The sequence below is a fragment of the Mesorhizobium sp. CU3 genome, from assembly GCF_006442965.1.
Lineage (GTDB): Bacteria > Pseudomonadota > Alphaproteobacteria > Rhizobiales > Rhizobiaceae > Mesorhizobium.
Genome location: NZ_VFWX01000006.1, coordinates 48058 through 66987, shown reverse-complemented (window position 1 = coordinate 66987; position 18930 = coordinate 48058). Strand labels below are relative to the sequence as shown.

Annotated in this window: 20 protein-coding genes; 7 read left to right on the top strand and 13 right to left on the bottom strand. The window is 63.8% G+C overall.

What is annotated here, in order from left to right; genetic code table 11:
• Window positions 1-69 precede the first annotated feature (69 nt).
• A complete protein-coding gene (locus tag FJ988_RS11020) occupies window positions 70-1683 on the top strand; it encodes a DHA2 family efflux MFS transporter permease subunit (protein WP_140817399.1) in 1614 nt (537 codons plus the stop codon).
• 92 nt (window positions 1684-1775) lie between these two features.
• Here FJ988_RS11020 and msrB read toward each other — a convergent pair whose 3' ends face one another.
• The 4 genes from msrB to FJ988_RS11000 form a co-directional block, all read right to left on the bottom strand.
• On the bottom strand, window positions 1776-2279 hold the full coding sequence (gene msrB / locus FJ988_RS11015; protein ID WP_140817396.1) for a peptide-methionine (R)-S-oxide reductase MsrB: 504 nt from the start codon (window positions 2277-2279) through the stop codon (window positions 1776-1778).
• 240 nt (window positions 2280-2519) lie between these two features.
• Window positions 2520-3074 carry a fasciclin domain-containing protein gene (locus FJ988_RS11010; RefSeq protein ID WP_140817394.1) on the bottom strand — a complete coding sequence of 185 codons (555 nt, stop codon included), beginning with the start codon at window positions 3072-3074 and terminating at the stop codon, window positions 2520-2522.
• Window positions 3075-3280: 206 nt separating this feature from the next.
• Entirely contained in the window at window positions 3281-4003 is a 723-nt protein-coding gene (locus FJ988_RS11005; RefSeq protein WP_140817820.1) for an anti-sigma factor domain-containing protein, read from the bottom strand.
• Window positions 4000-4539 carry a sigma-70 family RNA polymerase sigma factor gene (locus FJ988_RS11000; protein WP_140817391.1) on the bottom strand — a complete coding sequence of 180 codons (540 nt, stop codon included), beginning with the start codon at window positions 4537-4539 and terminating at the stop codon, window positions 4000-4002. Before FJ988_RS11000 ends, FJ988_RS11005 begins: the two co-directional genes overlap by 4 nt.
• Before the next feature lie 257 nt (window positions 4540-4796).
• Here FJ988_RS11000 and FJ988_RS10995 point away from each other — a divergent pair, with 257 nt between their 5' ends.
• Both FJ988_RS10995 and argB read left to right on the top strand, forming a co-directional pair.
• A complete protein-coding gene (locus FJ988_RS10995) occupies window positions 4797-6290 on the top strand; it encodes an amidase (protein ID WP_140817389.1) in 1494 nt (497 codons plus the stop codon).
• Window positions 6291-6765: 475 nt separating this feature from the next.
• Window positions 6766-7659 carry an acetylglutamate kinase gene (gene argB, locus FJ988_RS10990; RefSeq protein ID WP_140817387.1) on the top strand — a complete coding sequence of 298 codons (894 nt, stop codon included), beginning with the start codon at window positions 6766-6768 and terminating at the stop codon, window positions 7657-7659.
• A gap of 7 nt (window positions 7660-7666) precedes the next feature.
• Here the strand turns inward: argB and bchE are convergent, their stop codons facing one another.
• Window positions 7667-9235 carry a magnesium-protoporphyrin IX monomethyl ester anaerobic oxidative cyclase gene (gene bchE, locus FJ988_RS10985; RefSeq protein WP_140817384.1) on the bottom strand — a complete coding sequence of 523 codons (1569 nt, stop codon included), beginning with the start codon at window positions 9233-9235 and terminating at the stop codon, window positions 7667-7669.
• Between the two features lie 115 nt (window positions 9236-9350).
• On the bottom strand, window positions 9351-9827 hold the full coding sequence (locus tag FJ988_RS10980; RefSeq protein WP_140817382.1) for an Lrp/AsnC family transcriptional regulator: 477 nt from the start codon (window positions 9825-9827) through the stop codon (window positions 9351-9353).
• Window positions 9828-9967: 140 nt separating this feature from the next.
• Between FJ988_RS10980 and phhA the strand changes: the two genes are divergently transcribed.
• Window positions 9968-10801 carry a phenylalanine 4-monooxygenase gene (phhA, locus tag FJ988_RS10975; RefSeq protein WP_140817379.1) on the top strand — a complete coding sequence of 278 codons (834 nt, stop codon included), beginning with the start codon at window positions 9968-9970 and terminating at the stop codon, window positions 10799-10801.
• A gap of 140 nt (window positions 10802-10941) precedes the next feature.
• Here the strand turns inward: phhA and FJ988_RS10970 are convergent, their stop codons facing one another.
• From FJ988_RS10970 to FJ988_RS10965, 3 genes are all read right to left on the bottom strand, one after another.
• Window positions 10942-12381: a GMC oxidoreductase gene (locus FJ988_RS10970; RefSeq protein ID WP_140817377.1), complete on the bottom strand. Its 1440-nt coding sequence runs from the start codon at window positions 12379-12381 to the stop codon at window positions 10942-10944.
• Window positions 12378-12536: a hypothetical protein gene (locus FJ988_RS30805; protein ID WP_181183501.1), complete on the bottom strand. Its 159-nt coding sequence runs from the start codon at window positions 12534-12536 to the stop codon at window positions 12378-12380. Before FJ988_RS30805 ends, FJ988_RS10970 begins: the two co-directional genes overlap by 4 nt.
• Before the next feature lie 181 nt (window positions 12537-12717).
• Window positions 12718-13479: a GGDEF domain-containing protein gene (locus tag FJ988_RS10965; protein WP_140817375.1), complete on the bottom strand. Its 762-nt coding sequence runs from the start codon at window positions 13477-13479 to the stop codon at window positions 12718-12720.
• Between the two features lie 150 nt (window positions 13480-13629).
• On the opposite strand from FJ988_RS10965, the gene FJ988_RS10960 reads away from it, so the two are divergent.
• Window positions 13630-14337 (top strand): pyrimidine 5'-nucleotidase, encoded by a 708-nt coding sequence (locus FJ988_RS10960; RefSeq protein ID WP_140817373.1) that lies wholly within the window; start codon window positions 13630-13632, stop codon window positions 14335-14337.
• An 84-nt stretch (window positions 14338-14421) separates the two neighbouring features.
• Here FJ988_RS10960 and FJ988_RS10955 read toward each other — a convergent pair whose 3' ends face one another.
• The 3 genes from FJ988_RS10955 to FJ988_RS10945 form a co-directional block, all read right to left on the bottom strand.
• Entirely contained in the window at window positions 14422-14844 is a 423-nt protein-coding gene (locus FJ988_RS10955; RefSeq protein WP_140817371.1) for a hypothetical protein, read from the bottom strand.
• Window positions 14845-14888: 44 nt separating this feature from the next.
• On the bottom strand, window positions 14889-15347 hold the full coding sequence (locus FJ988_RS10950) for a hypothetical protein (protein ID WP_140817369.1): 459 nt from the start codon (window positions 15345-15347) through the stop codon (window positions 14889-14891).
• A gap of 171 nt (window positions 15348-15518) precedes the next feature.
• Entirely contained in the window at window positions 15519-15935 is a 417-nt protein-coding gene (locus FJ988_RS10945; RefSeq protein WP_181183500.1) for a hypothetical protein, read from the bottom strand.
• Window positions 15936-16224: 289 nt separating this feature from the next.
• Here FJ988_RS10945 and FJ988_RS10940 point away from each other — a divergent pair, with 289 nt between their 5' ends.
• Both FJ988_RS10940 and FJ988_RS10935 read left to right on the top strand, forming a co-directional pair.
• Window positions 16225-16902, top strand: coding sequence for a sensor histidine kinase (locus FJ988_RS10940; protein WP_181183499.1), 678 nt, complete (start codon window positions 16225-16227; stop codon window positions 16900-16902).
• 306 nt (window positions 16903-17208) lie between these two features.
• Window positions 17209-17853 carry a response regulator transcription factor gene (locus FJ988_RS10935; protein ID WP_140817364.1) on the top strand — a complete coding sequence of 215 codons (645 nt, stop codon included), beginning with the start codon at window positions 17209-17211 and terminating at the stop codon, window positions 17851-17853.
• A 96-nt stretch (window positions 17854-17949) separates the two neighbouring features.
• Here FJ988_RS10935 and FJ988_RS10930 read toward each other — a convergent pair whose 3' ends face one another.
• Window positions 17950-18795 carry an LOG family protein gene (locus FJ988_RS10930; RefSeq protein WP_140817362.1) on the bottom strand — a complete coding sequence of 282 codons (846 nt, stop codon included), beginning with the start codon at window positions 18793-18795 and terminating at the stop codon, window positions 17950-17952.
• Between the last annotated feature and the right edge of the window lie 135 nt (window positions 18796-18930).

Sequence of the window (18930 nt, the reverse complement as noted above, 5' to 3'; positions counted from 1 at the left end):
CGCTTTATCCGTTTCGACGCAATTCCGGACCGCTGACGCTTTCCTGGAATTGTTTTGGGAGGCCATGACATGGCAACCGCAACCATCACCGCAGGATCAGGGCCGGCTCGCCCAGTGGCCGCAGCACCGGCGCTCCCCGCCGACCAGATGCCGGTGCGCCGCGTCATCGCCTTCCTGGCGATGGTGTTCGGCATGTTCATGGCGATCCTCGACATCCAGATCGTCTCAGCCTCGCTTGCCGAGATCCAGGCGGGCCTTTCGGCCAGCTCCGACGAAATCCCGTGGGTGCAGACCGCCTATCTGATCGCCGAAGTGGTGATGATCCCTCTGTCGGGCTTCCTCAGCCGCATGCTGTCGACGCGCGTCTTGTTCACCACCGCGGCGGCCGGCTTCACCGCGGCCAGCGCGCTGGCCGCGACCGCCACCAATATCGACCAGATGATCGTCTACCGCGCCATCCAGGGTTTTATCGGCGGCGGCATGATCCCCAGCGTCTTCGCGGCCGCCTTCACCATCTTCCCGCCTTCCAAGCGCGCCGTCGTCTCGCCGATGATCGGCCTGGTGGCGACGCTGGCGCCGACAATCGGCCCGACCGTCGGCGGCTATATCAGCCACGCCATGTCCTGGCACTGGCTGTTCCTGATCAATGTCGTGCCGGGCATCCTTGTCGCCACCGCCGCCTGGGCGCTGATCGATTTCGACAAGCCGAACCTCAAGCTGTTCTCGAAGTTCGACTGGTGGGGCCTGGCCGGCATGGCCGCTTTCCTTGGCTGCATGGAATATGTGCTGGAGGAAGGCCCGAACCATGACTGGCTGCAGGAGCCGGCGGTGTTCGCCTGCGCCATCATCATGACCATCGGCGGCGTCATCTTCTTCTGGCGAGTGTTTACCGCCGAGGAGCCGATCGTCGACCTCAGAGCGTTCAGCAACGTCAACTTCGCTTTCGGCTCGCTGTTCTCCTTCGTCGTCGGCATCGGCCTTTACGGGCTCACCTATCTCTATCCGGTGTTCCTGGGGCGCATCCGCGGCTACGATTCGATGATGATCGGCGAGGCGCTGTTCGTCAGCGGCCTGGCGATGTTCTTCACCGCGCCGGTTGCCGGCATCCTGTCGAACAAGATCGATCTCAGGCTGATGATGATGATCGGCTTCTTCGGCTTCGCGACCGGCACCTGGTGGATGACGCATCTCACCGCCGACTGGGATTTCTACGAGCTGTTGATCCCGCAGATCCTGCGCGGCTGTTCGATGATGCTGTGCATGGTGCCGATCAACAACATCGCGCTCGGCACCTTGCCGCCGGACCGGCTGAAGAACGCGTCGGGCCTGTTCAACCTGACCCGCAACCTCGGCGGCGCCGTCGGCCTCGCCGTGATCAACACGGTGCTGATCGACCGCAATGCCTTCCACTATGCGCGGCTGGCCGAGCATGTGCAGTGGGGCAGTGCGGCGGCGCAGACGAAACTGCAGAATCTGGAGCAGAATTTCCAGCAGACCGCCGGGCTCGACGCCACGACCGCGGCGATTTCGAAACTGTCGGGCATGGTCCAGCAGCAAGCGGCGCTGCTGTCCTTCATGGACGTGTTCATGATGCTGACGGTTCTGTTCGCCTCGCTCGGATTCTTCGTGCTGTTCATCAACAAGCCGGCCCAGCAGGGCGGTGGTGGCGGCGGAGGCCATTGAGGAGCCGGAACCCCCGCCTGGCATCCTCACGCGTGACCCCGGAATCGGCGACGATTTCCGGGGTCATTCTTTTTGGAGAGGTCGGATACCGATCAGGCCGCCGCCGGCTTGAAGCTCAGCGCCACGCCGTTGATGCAGTGGCGCAGGCCGGTGGGCGGCGGGCCGTCGTCGAAGACGTGGCCGAGATGGCCACCGCAGCGGCGGCAATGCACCTCGGTGCGGGTCATGCCGAGCGAGCGGTCGACGGTCTCGCCGATGGCCTTGGGGATCTCCTGCCAGAAGCTCGGCCATCCGGTGCCCGAATCGAACTTGGTCTCGGACGGATAGACCGGCAGGTCGCAGCCGGCGCAGGCGAAGACGCCCTTGCGATGTTCGTTGAGCAACGGGCTGGTGCCGGGATATTCGGTACCTTGCTTGCGCAGCACGTCGAAGGCCTCGTCGGACAGGATGGCGTGCCATTCGGCATCGGTCTTGGTGACCTCGAAGGTCTCGGCGGCCAAAGCCGGCCCCGGCCCGCCCATGCGCAGCATCGCGCCGGATCCGGCGATGAGAGCGGCGGCGGCGGCTCCGCTCCAGAGAATGTCACGACGGTTCATGGCCGTTCCTCCTGACGTCTTTTGCCAAAATAGGGCGCCACCAAGGAAATCAAAAGCCGGTGACGGCCTTGTCTCTTTGTCTGAAGCAATTCCCGGTCTTGAAATCCGTCCCGGACCTGCTCCGGATGCTGCTCCGCGCCGCCCTTGCGGGACGGCGCGGAGCACACCCTTGCCGGCGGCGCGGATCTTGAATGTTGCGGCCGGCGCTCAGCCATGACTTCGCCGGCCGCGCCCGCTTTGTTACATCTTCGGCAAGAGAACCTTGTCGATGACGTGGATGACGCCGTTCGACTGGCGGACATCGGCGATGGTGACATGCGCGACATTGCCGTTCTCGTCGGTGACGGTGACCTTGCCGCCCTTGGCCTTCAGCGTCAGTTCGCAGCCGCCGACCGTCTTGACCTGGTGCGCGCCGCCATCGGCCTTGGCCATCTTGGCGACATCGGCGGCCAGCGCCTTGGCGGCGATGACATGGCAGGTGAGGATCTTGGTCAGCTTGTCCTTGTTCTCGGGCTTGAGCAGCGTTTCGACGGTGCCCGGCGGCAGGGCGGCAAAGGCCTCATTGGTCGGCGCGAAGACGGTGAAGGGGCCGGCGCCCTGCAGCGTGTCGACCAGCCCGGCGGCCTTGACGGCGGCGACCAGCGTGGTGTGGTCCTTCGAATTGACGGCGTTCTCGATGATGTTCTTCTTGGCATACATCGGCGCGCCGCCGACCATCGGATTGGCATAGGCAATGGCGCCGAGCGCGGAAAAGCCGATAGCAGAGGCGAGCAAAAGGGTGGCGAGTTTACGCATGGTGTCAGTCTCCTCGGGTTGATTTTCCCGTCCTTGGGAACGCGAGGAGATACGGCTCCTAAAAAACTAAGTTTCGCGCGGCCGCAAAGATTTCTTTTTGTGGAGCTGATTTTTCTGCAAGCTGCAATTCGGCGCACGAAAACCATCCGTCTCGCACCAAACGAATATATAGACTTCGGCTAATCTTTCAGATGGCTAAAGGGCTATCAGATGCCCTTCAGATCGCCCGCGGCGACGACCGGGCCGGTCGGCTGTCCGGTTGGCGAGCCGCCGGTCGGCTCGAGGCTGACGGCGAGCACGGCGCCCTGCGCCAGCTTCTGCTGGACGGCCGGCGCAACGGCCATGCGCACGGCCTGGCCGGCCGGGATCACGCCCATCGAGACCGGCGCGTTCTTGCCCTCGATCATCCACAGCTCGAAATCCTTGCCGGCGCCGCGGTCGCCGGAGACCAGCGAGAGGCCGACCTCGTGGCGGGCAGCGTCATAGACGGCAAGGTATTTGACGGGGCTGTTGTCGGCGGCCAGCGAGGCGACCAGCCTGGTCTCGGGCTGCGGCGCCGGCGGATTGACGTAAGGCAGGGCGACATAGACGGCCAAAGCGGCAATCGCAGCTGCGGCAAGGCCACGCCAGAAAGCGAGGCTCGCCCATACACCGCTGCCCTGCGAGCCGGACGTGGCGGCGGAAGAGGCAAACAGCCGGCGGTCGATCGCCACCTTGACCGATGCCGGCGGCTCGACCGCGGCATAACCGGCGGCCATCGGCGCGAAATGGACCTCCCAGGCATCGACCAGCCGGGCAAAGCCCGTCTCGGTGTCGATGCGGCGGGACGCGATCTGGCGTTCGTCGGCGGCGAGCACGCCGAGAACGTATTCGGCGGCGAGCAGGTCGTCGCCTCCACGTTCCGGTCCGTTGTCTTCCGCCAGCGTCATCTTTCCAGACATTCTCTAAGTTTCAGCAGGCTTCGCCGCAGCCAAGTCCGCATCGTGTTCAGCGGAACCTTGAAGCGCTCCGCCAGCTCGGCATAGCTTTCGCCGCTCAGATAGGCGCCCCGGACGGCCGCCGCCCGGTCTTGTTCCAGTTCGTCGAGGCAATGGTAGATGCGTTCGGACTCGCCGCCCGCCACAGCCATGGCCTCAGGTCCCGGCGTCGGATCGGCGACGTCGAGGGCCGTATCGATGTTGGCAGACGGGCTGCGCCGCGCCCGTATGCGATCGATCGCATGGTTGCGTGCAATGGCCACCAGCCAGGAAATCGGGCTCAGTTCGGAAACCGCGAAACGGTCGGCCTTCGTCCATATCTTGACGAAGACCTCCTGCAGCGCTTCTTCCGCGTCTCCCCGGTCCTTCAATACACGAAGGCAGACGCCAAAAAGTTTCGAGCTGGTCTGCTTGTAGAGCAGATCGAACGCAGCCCGGTCCTTCATCGAAGTCCGGACGATCAGCTTGCTGATGTCCTGCGGCGCCATAGCGGCAAATTAGAAGATTGCGATTGATTTGCAACCGGCAGCCGAGGTTGTCCACGAAAGGCGGCCATCGACGATCGCGGATCGATCGCCTCGCACGCCCGCATCGGCGTTGCCAAGCACACCGGCCGCTAGAGCGTTTAACCGTTTCACGGAAACGGCGAACCGCTCTATCTCTTTGTTTCGACGCAATTCCGGACGGAAAACCGCTCACACTTTTCCTGGAATTGCTCTAGCCTTTTCCAAAAAGGGGAGCGGCCATGTCGATCGAGCGCGTGCTTTGGGAACAGGATGCGACCGGCCTCGCCGATCTGGTGCATCGCGGCGAAATTGCGCCGCAAGAGCTGGTCGACGCGGCGATCGCGCGGGCCGAGGCGACGCGGCCGGACATCAACGCCATAGCGACACCGCTTTACGAGACGGCGCGGGCGAGAGCCAGGACGATCGACCGCACGCTGCCACTCGCCGGCGTACCGTTTGCGCTGAAGGATCTCGGCATCGGCCTCAAGGGCATGCCGATCCATGGCGGCAGCCGCATCCCGCCTTTCAGCGCCGATTTCAATTCGGTGATGGTCGAGCGCCATCTCGCCGCCGGCTTGATCCCGATCGCCACCAGCACCACGCCCGAGCACGGGCTCAGGCTGATGACGGAGTCGGCCCGCTTCGGCATCACCCGCAGCCCGTGGAACACCGGCCACACCACCGGCGGCTCGTCCGGTGGCGCCGCAGCCTTGGTGGCGGCCGGCGTGGTGCCGGCGGCGCACGCCTCCGACGGCGGCGGCTCGATCCGCGTCCCGTCGGCCTGCAGTGGGCTGGTGGGCTTAAAAACCTCGCGCGGCCGGGTGCCGCTGACGCCGCTGACCAGCGAAAGCTGGTACGGCATGGTCGTCGACCACGCCGTCAGCCGCTCGGTGCGCGATACCGCACTTCTGCTCGATCTCACCCATGGCGCCGATCCGCTCTCGCCCTATGCGGCGCCGGCGCCGAAGGGCACGTTTGCCGCGGCCGCGGCGCGCGATCCCGGCAAGCTCAGCCTTGCCGTCTACAGGAAATCGCCGCTCGGCCTGCCGATCTCGGCCGAGACGATTGCCGCGCTGGATACAGCCGTAGCGCTGGCGCGCGAGGGCGGGCACACGGTGGAAGAGATCGACCTGCCCTATATCGATCGCGATTTCGCCGCCGACTTCTGCAAGACGGTCGCCGCCGCTGTGGCGGGCACGATGCGCGGCGAGGCTCGGCGCCTGGGACGGCCGGTCATCGGCGAGGTCGAGCGCGCCACGCGCGTGCTCGCCCGGCTCGGCGAGATGCTATCGGCCGGCGAAGTCTATGAGGGGCTGCAGCGGCTTCACGCCACGTCGCGGCGGCTGATCGAAGAGACGGCGCGCTACGACGCCGTGCTGATGCCGATCATCGCGCACCCGCCGCTTGAATGCGGTTCGATGGACCCGAAGGGGGCGGACGAGTTGATCGAGAACCTGCTCGACAAATTGCGCCTGACCGGCCTGCTCAAGGTCAAGTCGTTCTTCGGCCAGCTGATGGACAAGAGCCTGTGGTTCACCCACTGGCCGGCGATCCAGAATGTCAGCGGCCAGCCGTCGATCGCACTGCCGGTGCATGTCACGGCGGCCGGCCTGCCGCTCGGCATCCAGGCCGTGGGGCGTCCTGGCGACGAGGAGACGCTGCTTTCCTTAGCCGCGCAGATGGAGAAGATTTCGGGATGGCTGGGGCGGCGGGCGCCGCTCAAGGTGCCTTAGCGATTCAGCACGGGGACTTTGAAAAGTTGCCGCTTATCGGCCGGCAGTATTTCACCGTTCCTTACCGTGAAATCAGCGCAAACGTTGGGGATTGGCTTAAGCCTCCCAACCTCGTCATCCCTGGGCGGAGCAGCCGCGAGGCGGCGTCGCGGAGACCCTGGGATCCATTCCGTGACCTTGATCGAAGAGCGCGGCGGAGCAGAATTCTGCACCGTTGCAACGCTCATGCGTCACGGAATGGATCCTCGGGTCTGCGCGCGTCGCTACGCTCCTTGCTCCGCCCGTGGATGACGACGGCATGGGCGTTTCGGCAAACCTCCAAGGCACACCGCCAGCCAACACAAACATAGCCGGCCGGACAAAATCCCCATGCTGGGTACTTAGCAGATTTCATCTTCGTGACCGCAAAGCCGTTTGCGACCCGCGGCAATTCCCGCTAAGAGGCCGCCATTCACGCTAGCTGGGATCGACACCGATGACGGACATCGCCGCCAACGCCGAAATGCAGGCCGCGCTGCTCTCCAGGGCGCTGCCCTATATGCAGCGCTACGAGAACAAGACGGTGGTGGTGAAGTATGGCGGCCATGCCATGGGCGACCATGAGCTCGGCAAGGCGTTCGCCCGCGACATCGCGCTTCTGAAGCAGTCCGGCGTCAACCCGATCGTCGTGCATGGCGGCGGGCCGCAGATCGGCGCGATGCTCACCAAGATGGGCATCGAGTCCAAATTCGAGGGCGGCTTGCGCGTCACCGACCAGAAGACGGTCGAGATCGTCGAGATGGTGCTGGCGGGCTCGATCAACAAGGAGATCGTGGCGCTGATCAACGCCGAGGGCGAATGGGCGATCGGACTCTGCGGCAAGGACGGCAACATGGTGTTCGCCGAAAAGGCGCGCAAGACCATGATCGATCCGGATTCCAACATCGAGCGGGTGCTCGACCTCGGCTTCGTCGGCGAGCCGGTCGAAGTCGACCGCACGCTGCTCGACCTTCTGGCCCGCTCCGAGATGATCCCGGTGCTGGCGCCGGTGGCGCCCGGCCGCGACGGCCACACCTACAACATCAACGCCGACACCTTTGCCGGCGCGATTGCCGGCGCCTGCCGCGCCTCGCGCCTGCTCTTCCTCACCGACGTGCCCGGCGTGCTCGACAAAAACAAGAAGCTGATCGACGAACTGACGGTGGCCGAGGCCAAGGCGCTGATCAAGGACGGCACCGTGTCGGGCGGCATGATCCCGAAGGTCGAGACCTGCATCGAGGCGATCGAGCGCGGCGTCGAAGGCGTCGTCATCCTCAACGGCAAGACGCCGCATTCGGTGTTGCTGGAGCTGTTCACCGAGCACGGCGCCGGCACGCTGATCGTTCCCTGACGGATCGTCAGCCGGCTAATCTTTTCTCTGCCGGCTCGGCTTGACCTTCGATAGCAGGCAAGGCCGGCTTGCGGACCGGCCGCCGCACAACCATCGATTCCTCCTCCGCATCTTGCGGCGCGCCCCAGAATTCCGCCAATGTCGGCCCGTCCGTCACGCGGCGGTCGCTGGCAAGAAAGCCCCACACCTCGCGGAACCAGACGCGGCGGCCCATCTTGGTGTACCAGCGCATCGAATGGCGCTGCTCGGGATCGGGATGGAAGAGGATGCGCGCCAGCGCCTTCGGCCGCGACTGCACCGCGACTTCGATCAGCTTGACGGCGAAGAACAGCATCCAGGGTTTCAGCCGCGTCATGTGCAGAACCTGGTGCTTGTAGTCCCACAGGCGCACGTCGCGCTGGATCACCATGCGGTCGCGGGCGATGCGGAAGAACGGCGTCCAGCGATGCGGCGTGACATAGAGCGCCTGGATCTGGTCGGGATCGTAGGCGATGAGCTGGCGGAAGCCGCGCCACAGGTCGCGCAAAGTTTCGTCCTCGAAACCGGCAACCCAGGTCGCCATCGACAGGATGCCGTGCCGGCGAAGCAACCGGATCGCCTCGCGGTCGGATTTCGTGCTGCCGCCCTTGCGGATCAGCGACAGCGTCTCTTCGTCGGTGTTCTCCATGCCGAGCAGCCAGCGGATGACACCGGCCGTGCGGTAGAGATGCAAAATATCGGCGTCGCGCACGATGTCGTCGGCGCGGGTCGAGCCGACGATCAGCACCGGCACGTTCTCGGCGATCATGGCGTCGAGAAAAGCGCGCCAGGCTTTTTTCGATGAGGTCGGGTTCTCGTCGGCGAGATTGATCAGCTCGACGCCGTGGGCGCGATGGAGCCAGGCGATCTCCTTGGCGAATTTGACCGGGTCGCGGTGGCGCCAGCGGGTCCAGAAGCCGCGCTGGCCACAATAGTTGCACAGATGCGGGCAGCCGCGCGAGAACTGCATGACCACCGCGCGCTTGCCGCCCCAGTAGGAGTAGCGCTTGTGGTCGATCAGCTCCCAGCCGACACGATAGGCGTCGAGATCGGCAATGGTCATCGCGGCTTGCGTGGCCACGGCACAGCCGAGGTCGTCGCGATAGGCGATGCCGGCGACGCTCGCCACCGGCTGGCGCATCTCGATCGCCTCGACCAGCGCCGTCACCGTCGCCTCGCCCTCGCCGCGCACAATGAAGTCGAAGACCGAGGTTTCGGCAAGGATGTCGCGCCAATGATAGGTCGGGAAAACGCCGCCATAGATGACGATGATGCCCGGCGCGCGCGCCTTGATCATCGCGGCAATGCGCAAGGCGGTAGGATGCGCCGAGGTCGAGCCGGAATGGCCGATCAGCACGAAGTCCGGATCGTTGCGCAGGGCATCGTCGACCAGCGCTGGGAGCGGCATCGGCCCGAACTCGGCATCGACCAGCCGTACCTCATGGCCGGAATCGATGAGCGGACCGCCGATCGCCAAGAGGCCGAGCGGCGGCAGATGGTCGTCGGGCACGCGGCTGCCGATGGCCGTGTGCGGCGGATTGATCAGCACGATGTTCATGGGCGGACCTCCTTGTTGGTCCGCTTGTGCTAGTTGTCGATGTCGAAGCCGCCTTGGCGCGGTTCAGCAGTTTCCGAGCAGCTTTTCGGGAAAAATCCGTGCGTTGAAATTTGCGCTAACGCCGCAGATGGCTGAGCGGCACGTGGCCCGGGCCCTTGATGTTCTGCAGCACGAGCTGGGTATGGACGTCGCGCACGCCGGGCAGCCGCATCAGCCGGTGCATGACGAAAGCGTTCAGATCGTCGACCGACGGCACCATGACATGCAGCAGAAAATCGTGGTCGCCGGTCATCGTCCAGCAGGACGAGACCTCGTCCATGCGCTGTACGGCGGCGATGAAGCTTTCCGGCGAACCGTCGCTGTGGCTGACCAGCCGGACCTGGACGAAAACCTCGACGGTGAGGCCGACGGCGCGTCGGCTTAGCACAGCGGCAAAGCCCTGAATGATGCCGGTTTCCTGCAGCGCCTCGAAGCGGCGCGCGCAAGGCGTGGTCGACAGGCCGATCTCCTGCGCCAACTCCGACACCGGCTTGCGGCCGTCGCGCTGCAGGATGTCGAGCATCTTTATCTCGAAGTCGTCAAACTGAGGCATTTTCACTCTCGCTCACCCGATGGTGAGCGTGTTTTACCTCGAAACCGGTGTTCGATCCATCAACAAAGCTGATTTGCCTCGCCAGCTGCCGCTAGACTTCCCGTCACGATCCAAGGATCACGATCTTCGAGGAGGAAAAGATGACGATCAGCGTTGCCGATTATGCCCGCGACTGCGCGGCGCAGGGGCTTCGCGGCGACTATTCGGTCTGCCGCAGCGATTTCACGGTGGCTCAAGGATATGATTATTCATCGGAAGAGCAGGCGGTGTGGCGCACGCTCTGCGACCGCCAGACCAGGCTGACGCAGAAACTGGCGCACCGCTCCTATCTCGACGGCGTCGCCGCGCTCGGCCTGCTCGACCGCATCCCGGATTTCGACGCGGTGAGCGAGAAGCTCGCCAGGCTGACCGGATGGGAAATCGTCGCGGTGCCCGGCCTGATCCCGGCGGGACCGTTCTTCGACCATCTCGCCAACCGGCGCTTTCCGGTCACCAACTGGCTGCGGACGAGGAAAGAGCTCGACTACATCGTCGAGCCCGACATGTTCCACGATTTCTTCGGCCATGTGCCCATCCTGACCCAGCCGGTGTTCGCCGATTTCATGCAGATGTACGGCCAGAAGGCCGAGGACGTGATTGCGCTTGGCGGCGACGAGATGATCACCAGGCTCTACTGGTACAGCGCCGAATACGGCCTCATCCAGGAGCCGGGACAGCCGGTCAAGGCGTTCGGCGCCGGGCTGATGTCGTCCTTCACCGAGCTGCAGTTCGCGGTGGAGAGCAAGGACGCGCATCAGGTGCCGTTCAAGCTCGAGACGGTGATGCGCACCGGCTACGAGATCGACAAGTTCCAGCGCGCCTATTTCGTGCTGCCGTCCTTCGACGCGCTGCGCGATGCCTTCGGCGGCTCCGATCTCGCCGGCATCGTCGGCCAGTTCAAGGGCCGGCCGGCGCTCGATCCGGCAACGGTTTAAGGTCGGTTATCGCCCAATCGATCTTAAGAGCGGTTCGGTCGTCAAACAGGCGGCCGGGCCGCTCAAAGCCTTTTCGAGCAGCAGCGATCTTGCGCCGCTCGACCCGCGCCATGAACCGGCGCGGGGCTCATGCGGGGCGGTCAGACGGAAATCACCTTGCTCAGGTGGTCGCCCAGGCGGCAGGCAAGCGCTGTGATGGTCGTGGTCGGATTGCACTGGCCGGAGGTGCAGAAGACCGATGAGCCGCCGATATAGAGATTGTCCATGCCGTGCACCTTGCAATTGGCGTCGACGACGCTCTTCAAGACATCGGTGCCCATGCGGGTGCCGCCCATGTGATGATGGCCGGCCGTCTCCTCGTTGGTCGGATAGTCGCTGCCATTGCTGATCCAGTCATCTATGCGCACGCGGCCGAGATTCTTCTGCGCCATCGTCGTGCCGAACAACCTCAGGCCTTCGAGCAGCGTGCGGCGCTCGAGCGGCGATTTCTTCCAATGCAATTCGATGCGCGGCACGCCGGCATGGTCGACATCGGTCTTGGACAATTCGATCTGGTTGGAGGCGAGCGGCGCCTGTTCCCAGGCGACGTAGAGCTGGGCGGCGCAGCGCAGCTTCTGGTCGAGCTTCGAGGACATCCACTCCGCCATGTCCGGCGCCGTGCAGGCCAGATCGGCGATCAGCTTCTTGACGTTCGGATAGGGCGACTCGATCAGGCGGATGCCGAAATTCATGATCTGCAGCCGCTCCATCGCGGCCAGCGTCGGCGAGAAGAAGGCTTCGTTGGAACCGTCGACCTCGAACTCGGAGTAGTTGGCGAGGATGGCGTTGCCGCCCTCGAAGGTCGGGTGCTCCATCCAGTAACGGCCAAGTGCTGCCGCATTCGGCACGACGCCACCATTCGAGCGCTGGTTCGACCATAAAAGCAGCCGCGAATTCTCCAGCCCGCCTGTGCAGGTGATGAAGTAATCCGCGATGAAGGTGCCGGCGTCCTGTCCGTTCGACCACAGTTTCGCGCCGGTGACGCGCTTGCCGTCGCCGGCGAGCTCGGTCGCATAGGTGTTGAGCACGACGGCGATGTTCTTGCTGGCGTCGAGCTCGTCGGCATATTTCTCGCCGAAGCGCACGGCCGGGCTCTTGATCAGCTGCACCCAGCGTATGTCGTCCGAAACCGGCACATCCGGACGGAAGTCCGGAAGCTCCAATATATCGTGGACTTCGCCGAGATAGGGTTCGATATCGGCGCGGCTGATCGGCCAGCCGGTGTCCGGCGCCCAGGCCTTGGGGTCGAAATCCTGCTTGTCGAGAACGCGGCACCAGCCGGCCCAATGGTTGGACGAACCGCCCATGAAGCGCAGCCTGGTGATGTCGAGGTCGAAGTAGAAATCGCCGACCGTCTTGCCGCGGTAGAAATCCTGCGACTCGTCGCTGAATTCGCGCGAACCGGCCTCGAGCACGACCACCGGTATGCCGACGGCGCCGAGCTTCCTGGCGATGGTGGTGCCGGCCGGGCCGGAACCGAGAATGCAAACCTTCGGTTTGAAGCCAGCTTGCTTATAGGCTTCGTAGCTGTCGAAGATCATGCGAGGTCGCTCCGCCGCAGGATCCAGCCATTGATCTCGACGATTTCGTCAGCGTCGACGATCGCCGGCTGGTTGCGAAACAGCGACAGCGCCGGCAGCGCGATCAGCGCCTGCACGATCGTGCGGCGCGACAGGTTTCTTATGAAATTGCTCATGACACGTCTCTCGATAGGGGGCCTCGATCCACGCATGCCGTTCCTGAGCGGCACACATGCCGACGAGCAGGCCAAATCCGTGCCAAAACTAAATGAAAACCCCGTTACACGGGTAAGTTTAGCACGGTTGAATATGGACGTGGTTAGGACTTTGCTACCGCGCCGAGGTTGCAGGCAAGCGTCAGGCCGCTTCCGAGATGTCGCGATCGAGGATCGAGACGTTGCGGCCGCGATGCTTGGCCTCGTAGAGCCTGCGGTCGGCGGCGCGCATCAACTCCGATACGGTAGCGCTCTCGGTGCAGGTGATGCCGCCGATGGAAACGGTGAGCGGGACGGTGCGCTCATCGACGGGGCGGAAGCGTATCAGCTCGACCTCGCGACGGATGCGTTCGGCGACATGCTTTGCTTCGACCTCGGTGGCGCCGACCAGGAAAGCCCCGAACTCCTCGCCGCCGATGCGGCCGAGCACGTCGCCGCTGCGGATGCCGCGTTCGATGGCGCCGGCGATCAAGAGCAGCGCTTCGTCGCCGGTCAGGTGACCGAAATTGTCGTTGATCTTCTTGAAGTGGTCGGCGTCGATGATCAGCAGCGCGCCGCGGTCGCTTTTGCGGCGCGAGCCGTCAAGCGCGGCGAAGAAGGTCTCGCGGTTGAGCATGCCGGTCATGTCGTCGCGGCTCGCCTTCTCCGACAGGCGCCTGTGGGCGGCGGCCAGTTGGGCATGAGCGCGAGCCAGCTCGCGATGCGCATTCTGCAGGCGCTCGCCCTGCCAGACGGTGCCGGCGCTGGCGGCCCAGGCAAGCATCAACGGGCAAAGGGTCGATGTCAGCCAGACGGTACGACCGATCGGAAAGCCCAGCGAAGGAACCACAATCAGCGTCAACAAAAGTGAGATTGCAACCGAAGCGAACGCCACGGCCGCGGACTTCAGAAGTATCCGACTCATCACTTGCTCCCAACGGAGAGCTTGTGTGCCAGCAAGCGTTAAAGGCGACCTTTCCGAGACGTTTAAAATTTGAAGTGAGACGCCATTTTCACACTTCGTGACCCGCATAAGTTGTGGATAACTCCGGCGCCGGCATGCCATAAGAAAATCATGACAACGACGCCCGACCCCGCCCGCTTCGCCCACGTCACGGACTGGGTGTTCGACCTCGACAACACGCTCTATCCGCATCACTCCAATCTGTTCGCACAGATCGATGTGAAGATGACCGCCTATGTCGGCGAGCTGCTGACGCTGTCGCGCGAGGATGCGCGCAAGCTGCAGAAGGAACTCTATTTGGAATACGGCACGACGCTGAACGGGCTGATCACGCGCCACAACATCGACCCCGACGATTTCCTCGAGAAGGTGCACGACATCGACTATTCCTGGCTGGTGCCCGATCCGGTGCTGGGCGCCGCCATCCGCCAGCTTCCCGGCCGCAAGTTCATCTTCACCAATGGCGACCGCAAGCATGCCGAACGCACGGCGCGCCAGCTCGGCATACTCGACCATTTCGACGACATCTTCGACATCGTCGCGGCTGGGCTGAACCCCAAGCCGGCGCGGCAAACCTATGAACGCTTCGCCGCGCTGCATTCCGTCACCGGCCACAATGCGGTGATGTTCGAGGATCTGGCGCGCAACCTCGAAGTGCCGAAGTCGCTCGGCATGACGACGGTGCTGGTGGTGCCGCGCAATTTCGAACCGACCTTCTCCGAGATATGGGAGCGCGATCCGGCGAACGAGGACGACGTCGATTTCGTCACCGACGATCTCGCCGGCTTCCTGACGGCGATCGTCGAGGTGGTGGCCTGAGCCCAACTCGGGATTGCAGGCACACGACCTCTTTGTTCGACGCAATTCCGGGCAGAAAGCCGCCCAGACCGTTCGCGAACCACTCTAATCGAAATCCGGGATCGTGCCCGGCGGCAACCCCAAGCGGCTGTTGAGATCCTTCAGATACCGGCACCAGGCCGGAACGTCCGTCTGGCCTTTTCCATTGCCGTTGCCGTCCGACGAATAGCCATTGCCGAAGCCGTTGCCGCAGTTCGCATTGCCGTTGAAATTACCGGCGTTGCCGTTGCCGTTGAAGCTGCCGCTGTTGCCATTGCCGTTGAAACTGCCGGAATTGCCGTTGCCATTGAAATTGCCGCTGTTGCCATTGCCGTTGAAGTTCGCGGCAAGGACGGCGCCGGCGATGGGATTGCCGTCGTGCCGACCGATCGGAGGATCGGCGATCCGTTCCAGTGCCGATCCCGCGGCGACCATGTTCGCGGCAAGCAGGGCGCCGATCGCGAGGCCGCCAAACAGCCCCTCTCTCATTCGACGGTCGCCGCGCCTGACGCAAGCAATTGGGCGGGGACTGGTCATCGGTGATTTCCCAGGCCATTGCCGTTGCCGTTGAAGGCGCCGACATTGCCGTTGCCGTTGAACGACCCGCCATTGAAGTTGCCGTTGCCGGCGCCAATGTTGCCGTTACCGTTATATTGGCCGGTGTTGCCGTTGCCGTTGAGCGCGCCGATGTTACCGTTGCCGCTCGTCGAGGACGTGTTGTCGTTGCCGTTGAAGGCGCCGACATTGCCGGTGCCGCTGTTGAAGGCGCCGATATTGCCGCTGCCTGTGTTCTTGTAGCCGATATTGCCGTTACCCGCGAAGCCAAGCGGGTTCATGCTCCTGACATTCGAGCCGATCTGCTGGCCATACTGGCCGGTAGCTTGCTGGACGCGCGACATGCTGAAGGCCTGGCTGCCGGTCGCGGTGTCGGCTTTCGCCGCGGTCACGCCCAACAGTGCTAGGCACAAGGCCGCTGTGACATGCGATTTCATATGCGAACTCCTTCCATGGCTCGTGCTCGAAAAGGGCTTTGCTTGAAAAGGACTGGGACCGCCGGCGACATGTCGCGATAGCCTTGCGCGGGGGACGGGCGCTTGGCGTGGCGGTCCCAGAAGCGCCGACGTTGCCAAACCGAGGCCTGGCGACGCCGGCGGTTGGCGACGCTAGTGGTTCGCGTTTCCGTTTCCGTTGCCGTTGCCGATGCCGGCGTTGCCGTTGCCGTTGACATTGCCGTTCCCGGCGCCCCAGTTCCCGTTGCCGTTCAGGTTGCCGTTGCCGAGGCCGAAATTGCCGTTGCCGTTGGCATTGCCGTTGCCGAAGCCGGCGTTGAGGTTGCCGTTATAGTTGCCGTTGAAGGCGCCCATATTGGCGTTGCCGTTGCCATTGCCGTTGCCGATGCCGAAATTGCCGTTGCCGTTGAAGTTGCCGTTGAAGGCGCCGGTGTTGGCATTGCCGTTGCCGTTGCCGTTGCCGACGCCGACATTGCCGTTACCGTTGCCGTTGCCGCTGCCGATCGACACGGCGCCCGCCGAACCGGTAAGGGCCGCCAGGACTGCCGCGGCCAGAATGATCTTCTTCATGACGTTCTCCTTGGTTTGCGTTGATCCCGGCAAGCACAAGATGACCGGGAGGACGCTTGAAGGATGCGCTGAGAAAGAGGTTGCAACTATTCGGGCTGAACGGCAGGTTGTGTCGGTATTTCTGCCGATGCCCTTGTCAGGTAAAGTCGGCGTGATCGGGAAAAAACTGACAGACCTCAGGCGCCGGTCGCGTGTATATTGCGTAAGGCAACAGATGCTCATGCCTTTTCTCTCCTACCCGTGCATATGCGGGGGACATTTGCGGGGGCAAGAAACAAGAGAAGGATCGATGCAGGCTGGAAACGAGGCAGGCGGAAGTGACGGCTCGACAGCCCGGCAAAGGTTGGCCCGGCGCCTGATCGCGGTTCAGGAGGAACAGCGCCTGCGGCTGTCGCGCGAGTTGCATGACGATCTCGGCCAGATGCTCGCCAGCCTGGCGCTCGAACTACACAACGTCCGCGCGGACTCGGCCGAACTCGACGACCGTCTCGCCAGGGCGGCCAAGCTCGTCGATCAATTGAGCGGCAGGGTGCATGATGCCGCCTGGAACCTGCGGCCGGCGGATCTCGATCGCCTCGGCCTGCGCGCCTCGGTCGAGGATCTGACCGCGGTGCTGTGCGACCAGCTGGGCATTGCCTGCGATGTCGACCTTGAAGCGCTTTCGAGCCCGCTGCCCACAGAGACCAGGCTGACGCTCTACCGAATCGCGCAGGAAGCGCTGACCAATATCGGCAAGCACGCCGCGCCGAATCGCGTCAGCGTGACGGCGCACATCCACGACAACCGCATACGCCTGACGATCGAGGATGACGGCCGCGGCTTCGACGGCGAGGGCGAGCCCGGGCCCGGCCATCTCGGGCTTGCCGGAATGAAGGAGCGCCTGGCGCTGGTCGGCGGCCAGCTCAAGCTTGAAACCGCCAAGGGCAAGGGCACCACTGTCTATGCGGACGTGCCTCTGGCCGGCTGAAGGCAATGGCCGGCCACCGCGCCGAACGTTATCTCGTCCTGAAACCCCACCACATGTTAAGCACCTGTTTTCAAATATCTTTGGCCCCGGCACGGTTTACGTGAAGCGCCGCACATCCAAGACATTAGTCAGGGCTTAAAGTCCGACGCCATGGGTTAGGCGGGGGATCGCCCACCCTGTGGCGGCCGCGGCGCGGCCAGCGAAGACAGACGGGTGTCCCGCGCCATGCGGGACAGTGGCCTGGACCATCAAGGGCAAGGGATCTTCATCGTCGGATGGAGAGCCCTTCAGGGATGGAGGTTGAAGATGTGCTGCAAGCGGATATTTGTGGTCGACGACCACCCGATTCTGCTGTCGGGCGTCGGCGCGATGATCAATGCGGAAGACGATCTGACGATCGTCGGGCTGGCCTCGAACGCCGACGAGGCTCTTGAAGGCATCGCCCAGTCGCTTCCCGACGTCGCCGTGATCGATATATCGCTTCCCGGCGCCAGCGGCGTGATGCTGATCGAGCGGCTTGCGCAGAGGTTTCCCGGGCTCGGCTGCATTGCGTTGACGGCGCATGAGGACCCCGGCTGCCTGCGCCAGGTGCTTGCGGCCGGCGGCCGCGGCTTCGTGGTCAAGCGCGCGACCGCGACAGACCTGTTGCAGGCCATACGTTGCGTGCTGGCCGGCGGCAACTATGTCGATCCGGCGCTCGCCGCGCGCATCCTGAGCCCGCGAAACGGCATACAGGGCGACCCCGGCAGCCTCAGCGAGCGCGAGCGCTCGGTCATCCAACTGGTCGCGCTCGGCTACAGCAACAAGGAAATCTCCTCGCGGCTCAACCTCAGCATCAAGACGATCGAAACCTACCGCACCAGGGCGACGGAAAAGCTCGCGCTGCATTCGCGCGCGGCGATTGTGCGTTTCGCGCACTCGAACGGCTGGCTGGCAGAGCTGCCGATCTGAAGAACTGGGGAACTGGGGAACTGGGGAACTGGGGAACTGGGGAATGGCCCAGGCGTCCTTTTGCTTCAATTCTTCAATTCCCCAGTTCCCCAGTTCCTATTCCCCCAACTTATAGAAGCGGCGGATGATGTCCCAGGCTTCGTCGGCGGTGTCGACGAAGTCGATGATGTCCTGGTCGCCGGGCGAGATCGTGCCCTGCTCGGCGAGGAAATCGAGATCGATCGCCCTTTGCCAGAACGCCTTGCCGAACAGGATGACCGGAACGCGCTCCATACGGCCGGTCTGGATCAGCGTCAGCGTCTCGAAGAACTCGTCCATCGTGCCGAAGCCGCCTGGAAACACCGCGACGGCCTTGGCGCGCATGACGAAATGCATCTTGCGGATGGCGAAATAGTGGAAGTTGAAGCATAGCTCCGGCGTCACATAGGCGTTGGGCGCCTGCTCGTGCGGCAGGACGATGTTCAGGCCGATCGACGGCGCGCCGACATCGTCGGCGCCGCGGTTGCCCGCTTCCATGACGCCCGGTCCGCCGCCGGTGACGACGACGAACTCGCGATAGTAGGACGTGGCCGATTGCTGCGAGCAGAGGCGGGCGAACTTGCGCGCCTCCTCATAATATTTGCTGTTGGCCTCGAGGTTCTTCTTCTGCGTCTCGTTCTTGGCCGCCCAGGCTTCGCCGCCCGGCTCAGGCAGCCTGGCGCCGCCGAACAGGATGACTGTCGAGCGGATGCCGCGCTCGGCCAGGATCATTTCCGGCTTCAAAAGTTCCAGCTGCAGCCGCACCGCGCGCAGCTCGCGCCGCGTCATGAAGTCTGGATCGTTCCAGGCCAGCCGGTAGGTTTCGGCGCGCGTCTGCGGCGTGTCCGGCACGCTCTTCGAGCGCTCCAGATCCTCGTCCGAATGCGGCAGCGGCGTCCAGCCCGCCTTTTCCATGGGAGTCATCGAGTCCACCCCGTCCAAATTCCCTTACATGCGCCGTCCCGTGACGCAGGCGCGATTGACCCCCAACAAGCCTTAACATAGGGTCCGCGCGACTTTTAAACAGGTTAAGGCGCAGGCCCTTAACAGCTTGGTAAT